Source organism: Nonomuraea sp. NPDC003201 (assembly GCF_053590415.1).
Genome location: NZ_JBSFTC010000357.1, coordinates 1 through 10,404, shown reverse-complemented (window position 1 = coordinate 10,404; position 10,404 = coordinate 1). Strand labels below are relative to the sequence as shown.

10 protein-coding genes are annotated in these 10,404 nt (G+C 69.7%); 3 read left to right on the top strand and 7 right to left on the bottom strand.

What is annotated here, in order from left to right; translation table 11 throughout:
• The 4 genes from ACWDX9_RS53740 to ACWDX9_RS53725 all read right to left on the bottom strand — a co-directional run.
• The coding region (locus tag ACWDX9_RS53740) for a glycoside hydrolase family 3 N-terminal domain-containing protein (RefSeq protein ID WP_449969948.1) at positions 1-1,511 on the bottom strand (1,511 nt) is incomplete at its 3' end.
• Positions 1,512-1,531: 20 nt separating this feature from the next.
• Positions 1,532-2,362 carry a carbohydrate ABC transporter permease gene (locus ACWDX9_RS53735; protein WP_449969945.1) on the bottom strand — a complete coding sequence of 277 codons (831 nt, stop codon included), beginning with the start codon at positions 2,360-2,362 and terminating at the stop codon, positions 1,532-1,534.
• Positions 2,362-3,309 (bottom strand): carbohydrate ABC transporter permease, encoded by a 948-nt coding sequence (locus tag ACWDX9_RS53730; RefSeq protein WP_449969942.1) that lies wholly within the window; start codon positions 3,307-3,309, stop codon positions 2,362-2,364. Before ACWDX9_RS53730 ends, ACWDX9_RS53735 begins: the two co-directional genes overlap by 1 nt.
• A gap of 7 nt (positions 3,310-3,316) precedes the next feature.
• Positions 3,317-4,600, bottom strand: a complete 1,284-nt coding sequence (locus ACWDX9_RS53725; RefSeq protein ID WP_449969939.1) for an ABC transporter substrate-binding protein — start codon at positions 4,598-4,600, stop codon at positions 3,317-3,319.
• A gap of 277 nt (positions 4,601-4,877) precedes the next feature.
• Between ACWDX9_RS53725 and ACWDX9_RS53720 the strand changes: the two genes are divergently transcribed.
• Complete coding sequence (locus tag ACWDX9_RS53720) at positions 4,878-5,909, top strand: LacI family DNA-binding transcriptional regulator (protein ID WP_449969936.1); 1,032 nt, start codon at positions 4,878-4,880, stop codon at positions 5,907-5,909.
• A 36-nt stretch (positions 5,910-5,945) separates the two neighbouring features.
• On the opposite strand, the gene ACWDX9_RS53715 is transcribed toward ACWDX9_RS53720, so the two are convergent.
• Positions 5,946-6,830, bottom strand: a complete 885-nt coding sequence (locus ACWDX9_RS53715) for a dioxygenase family protein (RefSeq protein WP_449969934.1) — start codon at positions 6,828-6,830, stop codon at positions 5,946-5,948.
• Positions 6,827-7,372 (bottom strand): MarR family winged helix-turn-helix transcriptional regulator, encoded by a 546-nt coding sequence (locus tag ACWDX9_RS53710; protein ID WP_449969931.1) that lies wholly within the window; start codon positions 7,370-7,372, stop codon positions 6,827-6,829. The genes ACWDX9_RS53715 and ACWDX9_RS53710 overlap by 4 nt, the downstream gene beginning before the upstream one ends.
• A gap of 122 nt (positions 7,373-7,494) precedes the next feature.
• Here ACWDX9_RS53710 and ACWDX9_RS53705 point away from each other — a divergent pair, with 122 nt between their 5' ends.
• The gene (locus ACWDX9_RS53705) at positions 7,495-7,869 is read left to right on the top strand and encodes a DoxX family protein (protein WP_350740892.1); all 375 of its coding nucleotides are present in this window, start codon (positions 7,495-7,497) and stop codon (positions 7,867-7,869) included.
• Positions 7,870-7,884: 15 nt separating this feature from the next.
• On the opposite strand, the gene ACWDX9_RS53700 is transcribed toward ACWDX9_RS53705, so the two are convergent.
• A complete protein-coding gene (locus ACWDX9_RS53700) occupies positions 7,885-8,919 on the bottom strand; it encodes a LacI family DNA-binding transcriptional regulator (RefSeq protein ID WP_364257079.1) in 1,035 nt (344 codons plus the stop codon).
• A gap of 232 nt (positions 8,920-9,151) precedes the next feature.
• Here ACWDX9_RS53700 and ACWDX9_RS53695 point away from each other — a divergent pair.
• Positions 9,152-10,404: ABC transporter substrate-binding protein (locus tag ACWDX9_RS53695; RefSeq protein ID WP_449969928.1), on the top strand; the 1,253-nt coding region annotated here is incomplete at its 3' end.

The following is a 10,404-nucleotide window of genomic DNA, read 5'->3' as shown; positions in this document are numbered from 1 at the left end:
ATCCCGGCCCGGTCCCCGACGAACAGCAGCACGAGGTCGGCCTGGGCGGCGACCTCGGCAGCCTCGGGGATCCCCGACGCGTCGTCGCCCGACACCTCGGCTCCGAGGCAGTGGCGCACGTCGGCGTGGGGGAACTCGGCCGTCAGGCCCTCCAGGATCGAGGCGACCGGCAGGCCCATGCCGCTCTCGGGGAAGCGGTCGAGCACGTGGTTGGGGAAGGAGTAGCAGCCCATGAGGGTACGCGGGTCGTCGGCGCACGGCCCGATGACCGCCAGCCGCCGGGTCACGAGCGGGTCGACGGGCAGAGCCCGGCCGGGGTTGGACAGCAGCACGATGGAACGTTCCGCGACCTCGGCGGCCAGCTCGCGGTTGCGCGCGCTGTCCAGGTCCACGTCCTCGGCGCCGTCCGGGACGAGCGGGCCGCCGTCCAGCAGGCCGAGGTCGACCTTCTGCCGAAGCACGCGGCGTACCGACTCGTCCACGAGCGCCTCGTCGGCGTGGCCCGCCTTCACCTGCTCGACCAGGTTGCGGCCGTACCCGCGGGTGTCGGGGAGCTCCACGTCGATCCCGGCCGACAGCGCGATCGCGCCCGCCGCCGCGACGTCCTCGGCCACCCGGTGCATGGACGCGAGGAACGGCACGGACCAGTAGTCCGACACCACCGTCCCCTCGAACCCCCACTCGTCCCGCAGCAGCCGCCGCAGCAGGTCCGCGCTGGCGGCGGCGGGGACGCCGTCGAGGTCGGTGTAGGAGTTCATCACCGAACGCGCGCCGCCCTCGCGCAGCGCCGTCGCGAACGGCGGGAGGATCACGTCGGCGAGCTCGCGCGGCCCGATGCTGACGGGTGCGTGGTTACGGGCCGCGCGCGAGGCCGCGTAGCCGGCGAAGTGCTTCAAAGTGGCGATGATCCCTGCGTTTTCCAGCCCGCGCACGTAGGCCGCGCCGATCTTGCCCACCAGGTACGGGTCCTCGCCCAGCGTCTCCTCGACCCGCCCCCAGCGATAGTCGCGTACGACGTCCAGCACCGGCGACAGGCCCTGGTGCACGCCCGCGGCCCGCAGGTCGGCGCCGATCGCCGCCGCCATGCGCTCGACCAGACCGGGATCGAACGTCGCCGCCCAGGCCAGCGGCGTCGGGTACGCGGTCGCCCCGAACGTCGCGAACCCGGTCAGGCACTCCTCATGGGCGATCGCGGGCACGCCGAGCCGGTTCGAGGTCACCACGCGCTCCTGCAGCTCCCGCAGCCGGGCCGCTCCCTCGGCCGCGGACAGCGGCGTGGTGCCGTACACGCGGGTGAGATGCCCGACCCCGTCGCGCAGCCGCTCCTCCAGGCCCTCCACCGCGGTGAAGCGGTCCTGCAGGGGCGCGACGTTGCCGGGGTCGTCGGTCTGGATCCACACGGAGCCGAGCTGCGCGACCTTCTCCTCCAGCGTCATCTCGGCCAGCAGGGCCTCGACGCGTTCGGCGGACGGGCGGCCGCGGTCACGCCACGGCTCATTCACGAATGTCATGACTTCCTTAATATGAGTTCTCAGCCCTTGAAGGCGCCGTCCATGATCCCCGCCACCATCCGCCTGCCGACGAACACGAACAGCACCAGCAGCGGCAGGGTGGCCAGGAATGAGCCCGACATGGCCAGGCCCAGGTCGACGTCGAGGCTGTTCTGCAGCGCCTTGATGGCGATCTGCGCGGTGTACATCTCGGGCGACTTCAGCACGATGAACGGCCACAGGAAGTCGTTCCACGAGGTGACGAAGCCGAGCAGCCCGAGCACGAACGCGGCCGGCCGCACCAGCGGGAACGCGATGCGCCAGAAGATCTGCCAGGTGTTCGCCCCGTCGATGCGGGCCGCCTGAAGGATCTCGTCGCTGATCGTCGTGGACAGGTGCTGGCGCATCCAGAAGATCCCGAACGCGCTGGCCAGGCCGGGCACGATGAGGGCCTGCAACGTGTCCACCCAGTCCAGGGAGGAGATGATCATGTACTGCGGGATGACCGCGAGCTGCGTGGGCACGGTCATGGTGAGCACGACGATCAGGAAGAGCACGTTGCGGCCGGGGAAGCGCAGCTTGGCGAAGGCGAACCCGGCCAGGGAGCAGAGCACCGCGTGCCCGACGGCGATCGTCCCGGCCACGATCAGGCTGTTGACGATCGAGCGCACGAACGGCACGGTCGTGAACACCAGCTCGGCCAGGTGGAAGAAGTTGCCGCCCGGCGTGATCTTCGGCGGCAGCTGGGTGGCGGTCGCCGAGTCGGTCGTGGCCACCACGAACATCCAGTACAGCGGGAAGACGCAGGCGAACGCGGCCAGCCCCAGCAGGAGGTAGGTCCACCAGGGGACCCGATTGCTCTTGGAGGTCATCAGCGCTCCGGGCGGATGCGGGTGGACAGGAGGTAGTTGACCGTCGCGGCGACGATGACGAGGACGAACAGGGCCACGCCGATGGCCGCGCCGTAACCGAACTGGAACTGGCCGAAGCCCTGCTCGTACAGGAACAACGTGAGCGTCTGGCACTGCCGGATCGCCCCGCAGGTCTGCGACCGGGAGATCAGCAGCGGCTCGGTGAAGATCTGCAGCCCGCCGATCGTCGAGGTCACGACCGTGAAGACAATGACGGGACGCAGCGACGGGATGGAGATGTGGCGGAACTGCTTCCACCCGCCCGCGCCGTCCACCGCCGCCGCCTCGTAGATCGCGCGCGGGATCGCCTGCAGCGAGGCCAGGTAGAGCAGGGTCGTGTAGCCGAACCAGCGCCAGGTCACCATCACGGCGATCAGCAGGTGGCTGCCCCAGACCGACTGCTTGAAGTCGATGGGCTCCACGCCGACGAACCCGAGCAGCCAGTTGAGCAGGCCGTAGTCGCGGTCGAACATCTGGGCGAAGACGATCGCGGTGGCCGCCACCGAGGTGATGTACGGCACCAGCATCGACATCCGGAAGAACACCGCCAGCCGCAGCCGCGCGTGGTTGAGCAGGTGGGCCAGGAGCAGCGCCAGGACCAGCTGCGGGACGGTGGACAGCACCCAGATGCTGATCGTGTTCTTGAGCGCGTTCCAGAACCGGGCGTCGGCGAGCAGGCGGCTGAAGTTGTCGAAGCCGATGAAGACGTGCTCGCCGATGGGGTTCCAGTCGAACAGCGCCACGTAGAACGTGAACAGCAGCGGAACCAGGCCGAAGACCGCGAAGATCAGGAAGAAGGGGGCGATGTAGAAGTACGGCGCGATGCGCTCGCCGATGCTCTGCCGCACCCGAGTCGTGAGCGCGGGCGGCGTCTCCACCGCCCGCGACGTGCTGAGGCTCGTCGTCACGCTGGTCCTACTTGCCGATGGCCGTCTTGACGTTGGCCAGCGCCGTGTCCCACGCCTTGGCCGGGTCGCCCTTGCCCTGCTCGACGTTCGTGATCGCGTTCTGCAGCTCCTGGCCGATGGCGGAGCTGTCCGGGCCGATGTAGAACGGCTTGAGCCCGAGCAGCGAGTTCGTGTAGATCGCGCCGCTCGGCGCGCCGGAGAAGAACTCGTCCTTCAGCCCGGTGAGCTGGGCGTCCTTGTAGACCGACGGGGTCGTGGGCAGCGCGCCGGAGCCCAAGAAGTGCGTCAGCTGGCCCTGCGGCGACTGGGTCTTGGTGATGTACTCCCAGGCCGCCTTGGCGTTCTTGGCACCCTTGGGGATCGCCAGGTAGCTGCCGCCCCAGTTGCCCGCCCCGCCGGGAATCGTGGCGATGTCCCACTTGCCCTTGGTGTCGGGGGCGTTCCTGCGGATCGCGCCCAGCATCCACGACGGCGCGGAGATCACCGCGAACTGACCCTTGCCCATGCCCGCGGTCCAGCCCTCGGTGAACGAGCCCTGCTTGGCCGTGATCCCGGCCTGCACGGCCTTGAGCGACAGGTCGAAGGCCGTCTTGACCTGCGGGCTGGTGCTGTAGACGACGTTGCCCGAGGGGTCGTAGTACTTCTGCGGCCCCTGGTTGACCGCCTGGTAGAACACGCTGGTGGCCGCGTTGTCCATGAATGCCTTGCCGGTCTTGGCGGTGTACTTCTTGCCGGTCTCGATGAAGGCGTCCCAGGTGGGCCAGAGCTTTCCCACCTCCTCGCGGTCGGTCGGCAGCCCGGCCTCCTTGAACAGGTCGGCCCGGTAGGCGACGGCCATGCCGCCCACGTCCGTCGGGATGCCGATGATCTCACCGCCCTTGGCGGTGCTCGCGCTCATCACCCAGTCGAGGTAGTCGCCCTTGATCTTGTCGGCGCCGAGCTGGCGCAGGTCGTAGAAGTTCTGGGGCTGCTGGACGAACTTGGGCAGGTCGTCGCCCTGGATGAGGACGAGGTCGGGCACCTTGCCGCCGGCCAGTGCCGTGGTGAGCGCCTGCGCCGTCTCGACCGAGCTGCCCACTTCGGTGAGCTTGATCTGCACGCCCGGGTTCTGCTTCAGGTACTTGTCGACGTCGGCTTTCTGGTCGATCCCGGAGAACGACCAGAACTCGAACGACTTGCTGTCGCCGCCCGACGGCTGGGACGGGGTGCCGCCACCGCCGCCACCGCAGGCGGCCGTGGACAGGGCGAGGGCCGCGGCGAGCACGACCGGGGTTACGTTGCGGAACTTCACGTCGGTCTCTTTCGGTGGGGTCCGGCGCTCAGGAGCGGAGCGCTGTGGCGAGGACGTAGTAGGCGGGCGCTGCCGTCACGCCGCGTGGGGAGACAGGTCGATGCATGCCGCGCTCCTTCGAATGGGGGGTCGCCAGCGCGTCGGAAAGTTTCGGTCCAAGGTCCGATCGTTAAGCCCGGACTCTAGGTCTGATTCCCGAAACCCGTCAAGAACCTCCTCGTAAGATCGCCGAAACAATCGGTCCCATATTCCGAAACCCTCCCGTTAGACTGCGGCCATGACCGCCACCGAGGAGCCGTCCGCCACGCCCCAGCCACTGACCATCACGCAGCTCGCCGAGCTGGCCGGCGTGTCCACCGCGACCGTCTCCAAGGTGGTCAACGGCCGCTCCGAGGTCGCCCCCGAGACCCGCGCCCTCGTCGAGGGCCTCATCCGCCGCCACGGCTACCGCCGGCAGCGCCGGCGGGTCAACGCGTCAGCCCTGGTGGAGGTGGTGTTCCACGCTCTGGGCGGCGACTATCCGATCGAGATGATCAAGGGGGTCGACCAGGTCGCCCGCGAGCATCACCTGGCCGTGGTGATCTCCGACATGCAGCAGCGCTCCGGCCCCGGGCACGGCTGGATCGAAGGCGTGCTGAGCCGCCGCCCGGCGGGCGTGATCGCGGTGTTCTCCGGCCTGACCGAGGAGCAGCGCGACCAGCTCGTCACCCGCGACATCCCCATCGTGCTGCTCGACCCGTCGGGCGACCCCGGGCACGGCGTCCCCTCGGTCGGCGCGGGCAACTGGAGCGGCGGCCTGTCGGCCACCCGCCACCTGATCGACCTCGGCCATCGCCGCATCGCCGTCATCACCGGGCCCGACTGGGCCCTGTCCAGCAGGGCCCGGCTCGACGGCTACCGCACCGCGCTCGACCTGGCCGGGGTGCCCGTCGACCCCGAGCTGATCGGCTCGGGCGACTTCATGATCGAGGGCGGCCTGGCCCAGGCCCACCGGCTGCTGCGCCTGCCCGACCGGCCGACCGCGATCTTCGCCTGCAACGACGGGGAGGCCGTCGGCGTCTATCGCGCCGCCTACGAGCTGGGCCTGCGCATCCCCGGTGACCTGAGCGTCGTCGGCTTCGACGACCTGCCCTCGGTGGAGTGGGCGGTCCCGCCGCTGACCACGGTCCGCCAGCCGCTCACCGAGATGGCCGCCACGGCCACCGCCATGCTCATGAAGCTCGCGCAGGGCGAGCCGCTGGCGCAGACCCGGGTCGAGCTGGGCACCGAGCTGATCGTCCGCGCCAGCACCGCGCCGCCGTCACGCTGACCGAAACTTTCTGGATTCTTGCCGTACGTATCGGTGCTACGCGACCGTCTGGAAGGATCGCTTGGAGAATCCGATCATGTAACCGTCGATGACCGTCATCACCGGCCGGTCCACCCGGCCGCCCGCCCCCAGCGTGACGAACAGCGGGATGTAGTGGTCGACGGTCGGATGCGCGTACGGCATGCCGGGCGCGCGGGTCCGGAACGCCGCCAGCTCCCCCACGTCACCCCTGGCCAGGGCGTCGGCCGCCCAGGCGTCGAAGTCGGAGGACCAGGCGGGGACGACACCCCGGTGGAGCATCTCCGAGGTGACGAAGGGGAGCCCGTGCGTCATGAACCCCGAGCCGATCACCAGCACACCCTCCTCCCGCAGCGGGGCCAGCCGCGCCCCGAGCTCCAGCAGCCGGTCGGGGTCGTGGGTCGGCATGCTGAGCTGCAGCACCGGGATGTCGCCCAGCGGGTACATGGCCATCAGCGGCACCCACGCCCCGTGGTCGAGGCCGCGGCTGGGGTGCTGGTGGACCGGCTCACTGTCGGGCATCATCGCGGCCACCCGCCAGGCGAGCGCGCCGGCGTCGGGGGTGTCGTACGTCATGCCGTAGTAGCGCGGGTGGAAGCCGCCGAAGTCGTAGACCAGCGGGGTGCCGGCGGCGGGCGCGGACAGGGCCAGCGGCGCGGCCTCCCAGTGGGCGGAGACGATGAGGACGCTCCTGGGCTTGGGCAGCGACTGCGCCCAGGCGAACAGCTCGCCGATCCAGGGCCCGTCGTCGAAGAGCGGGGGCGCTCCGTGGCTGAGGTAGAGAGCGGGGAGCGGGCCGTCGGCGGGCGTCCAGGGGCGCTGGGCCCGCGCCCGGGGCAGCGCGCCGGGCAGGAACGCGTCGTAGGCCCCGGCGGGGATGTCCGGGTTGAGGATGGATGTCATGAGAGCTCCCGGTTGGGGGTTGCGTCAGGGTCGGGCTCCGGGCGCGCCGTGGCCGGGTGCCGGTCGAGGCAGCTGTCGCCGGGGTCGATGGCGTGGGTGATGCGGCGGCCGATCTCGCGCAACTGCCGGATCTGCGCCTTGGTAAGAGGGTCGAAGACGAAGCCGCGTACCGCCTCGACGTGCCCGGGGGCGGTCTCGACGACCTTCTCCCAGCCCTCCCCGGTGAGGATGGCCAGGGTGTAGCGGCCGTCCTCCGGGTCCGGCGTGCGGCGCACCCAGCCGCGCTTCTCCAGCCGGTTGACGACGTGGGACAGGCGGGACAGCGACCCCTCCGAGATCACCGCCAGGTCGCTCATGCGCATGGTGCGTTCGGGGGTCATCGACAGCCCCGCCAGCACCTGATATTCGAAGTGGCTGATCCCGGCGTCGCGCAGCAGTTGCCCGTCCAGCGCGGCCGGCAGCTTGATCAGCACGGTGACCAGAGCCAGCCAGCTCTCCATCTCCTCGGCGGTCAGCCAGCGCGGCTCCTGAGGGTGCTCCATGTTCTCCACTCTAACTTGATGAATCAAGTGATCACGCGTCGCCTCACGCTTGACGCTTCAAGTGCGACGTGCGTATCTTCCGGTTGAAGCTTTAAGTCATCTCGCCATCGATCGGACTCCCGATGAACGTCGTTTTGTGGATCATCGCCGGCCTCCTCGCCCTGGCCTTCCTCGGGGCCGGGCTGATGAAGCTGTCCCAGCCGAAGGAGAAGCTGGCCACCTCCGGCCTGGCCTGGACGGAGGACTTCTCCGCCGGCGCCGTCAAGGGCATCGGCGCCCTGGAGGTGCTGGCCGGCATCGGGCTCATCCTGCCCGCGGCGCTGGGCATCGTCCCGGTGCTGACGCCGCTGGCCGCCGCCGGCCTGGTCATCGTCATGATCGGGGCCGCGGTCGTACACGTCCGCCGCAAGGAATACCAGGGGATCGCCATCAACGCGGTGCTCCTCCTGCTGGCCGCCGTCGTGGCCTGGGGCCGCTTCGGCCCGTACTCCTTCTGACCTGACGCCCGCGCGTCAGGCGGGCGGGGCGGTGGAGCGGCGAGTCACCAGGGTGGGTGTGACGGAGAAGCGCACCGCCGTCGTGCGGCCCTCGATCCGCTCCAGCAGCAGCCGCCCCGCCGTCTTGCCCATGATGATCCCGTCCTGGTCCACGCTGGTCAGCGAGATGTGGGAAAGGGCCGCCGCGCGCGCGTTGTCGTAGCCGACCACGGAGACGTCGCCGGGTACGGCCAGCCCGGCCTCGTGGATGGCCGCGAGCGCGCCGAAGGCCGCCTGGTCGGCGCCGGCGAAGATCGCGGTGGGCCGGGGCGTGCGGGCCAGCAGCTCGCACGTCCCCTGGTGGCCGCCCTCCTCGGTGTAGGCGGTGGCGGCGAGAGCGATGTGCTCGGCCAGGCCGTGCTCGGCCATCACCCGCTCGTACGTCCTGGCCCTGATGGTGTGCAGCAGCGTCACGGAGCGGACGGCTCCGACGTCCTTCTGCGTGATGTGCGCGATGCGGCGGTGGCCGAGCGCGATGAGATGCTCGACGGCCAGCTCGGCCCCCGCCTCGTCGTCGTCGAGCACGGAGTCGTAGACCGCCGAACGGTCGTGGCGGCCGAGCACGACGGTGGGCGTGTTCCTGGCCATCTCTTCGAGGCGGGCCCTGGCGATGACGGCGGCGACGACGAGGATCCCGTCCACCTGCCGGTCCACCAGGGCGTCGATGGCGCGGACCTCGGCCTCGGCGTCCCTGCCGCTGCCCTGGACGATGATGGCCTGGTAGCCGGCGCCCGCGATCTGCTCGTCGAAGCCGTCGAGGATGTCGGCGAAGAACGGGTTCCTGATGTGCGGCAGCACCACGCCGAACGTGAACGTGCGCCCCCGCATCGCCCGGGCCGCGGCCTGCGGCCGGTAGCCGAGCTCGTCGATGGCGGCCTGCACTTTGACGCGCATCGCCTCGCTGACCCCGTACGCATTGCGCAGCACCTTCGACACGGCGGTGGTGGAGACCCGGGCGTGGCTCGCCACATCGGTGATCGTCACCCGTCGCCGCCCGTCGCGCGTGACCATGTGACGCACCCCGTTCGACTCGACGCGACCCGATTGTACGAGCTCCAGGCCGGTGCCGCGATGAATAACGTTACCCATTCAAGAGATCGGATATCCAAGAGTCCACCCACTCCACGTGGATCACGATTGGGGACCGTTCCTCAAATCGAGCCTTGACCGCCAGGCCCTGTAACGCTTACGTTAACTCGCATCGGGGGGCGTTAAAACGATTCAACGGACCCGGAGGGGCGTTGTGAAGACCTCTCACCGCGCGCTGGGAGCGGCTCTGGCCGTTCTCACGATGACGGCCCTGACCTCCTGCGGCTCAAGCTCGGGCGCCGAGCCGGCAGCCGACGGCACGGTCACCCTGAAATACCTCGTGGACAACGGCCAGGGCTCGGTCGACACGGCCAAGGCCATGACGGAAGCCTTCATGAAGGCCAATCCCAAGATCAAGATCGAGATGGAGACGCGACCGCCCGGCAGCGAGGGCGACAACATCGTCAAGACCAGGCTCTCTACGGGCGACATGACAGATGTGTTCGCGTACAACTCCGGGTCGCTGCTGCAAGCGCTCAACCCGTCCCAGACCCTGGTCGACCTGGCCGGCGACCCGGCGATCCAGAACGTCCAGAAGGACTTCCTGCCGGTGGTGAGCCAGGGCGACCACGTGTTCGGCGTGCCCTCCGGCACCGCCCTGGGCGGCGGCATCCTCTACAACCGCAAGGTCTACGAGAAGCTCGGCCTGCAGGTCCCGAAGACCTGGGACGAGTTCATGGCCAACAACGAGAAGATCAAGGCGGCCGGGATCGCGCCGGTGATCTCGACGTTCAAGGACACCTGGACCTCGCAGTTGTTCGTGCTCGGCGACTTCTACAACGTGCAGGCCGCGGTCCCGAACTTCGCCGCCGACTACACCGCGGGCAAGGCCAAGTTCGCCACCACGCCGGCGGCGCTGGCCGGGTTCCAGCACCTGGCCGACGTCAAGGCCAAGGGCTACCTCAACGAGGGCTTCGGCTCGGCGACCGCCGACCAGGGCATGAAGATGCTGGTCGAGGGCAAGGGCGCGCACTACCCGATGCTCAGCGCCCAGGTGCCGCCGCTGGTGGACACGATGCCGCAGGCGGCCACCGACGTCGGCTTCTTCGGCATCCCCGGCGCCGACCCGGCCAAGAACGGCGCCACCCTCTGGGAGCCGGGCGGCGTCTACATCCCCAAGACCACCAAGAACCTGGACGCGGCCAAGAAGTTCCTGGCCTTCGTCGCCTCGCCGGCCGCGACCGAAGCGGTCAGCAAGGTCGTGCAGCCCTCGGGGCCGTACCGGATCACGGGCGCCAAGCTGCCGGACGACGCCGTGCAGGTGGCCAAGGACCTGCAGGTGTACATCGACAAGAGCGCCACCGCGCCCGCGCTGGAGTTCCTGTCCCCGGTGAAGGGTCCGTCGCTTGAGCAGATCACCGTCGCGGTCGGCTCCGGGCTGACGCCGGCCGCCGAGGGGGCGGCCCA

Excerpts from the sequence above, each read along its gene's own strand:
- ACWDX9_RS53735 (WP_449969945.1), bottom strand. The coding sequence starts at position 2,362 with ATGACCTCCAAGAGCAATCGGGTCCCCTGGTGGACCTACCTCCTGCTG.
- ACWDX9_RS53720 (WP_449969936.1), top strand. The coding sequence starts at position 4,878 with ATGACCGCCACCGAGGAGCCGTCCGCCACGCCCCAGCCACTGACCATC.
- ACWDX9_RS53715 (WP_449969934.1), bottom strand. The coding sequence starts at position 6,830 with ATGACATCCATCCTCAACCCGGACATCCCCGCCGGGGCCTACGACGCG.
- ACWDX9_RS53710 (WP_449969931.1), bottom strand. The coding sequence starts at position 7,372 with ATGGAGCACCCTCAGGAGCCGCGCTGGCTGACCGCCGAGGAGATGGAG.
- ACWDX9_RS53705 (WP_350740892.1), top strand. The coding sequence starts at position 7,495 with ATGAACGTCGTTTTGTGGATCATCGCCGGCCTCCTCGCCCTGGCCTTC.
- ACWDX9_RS53700 (WP_364257079.1), bottom strand. The coding sequence starts at position 8,919 with ATGGTCACGCGCGACGGGCGGCGACGGGTGACGATCACCGATGTGGCG.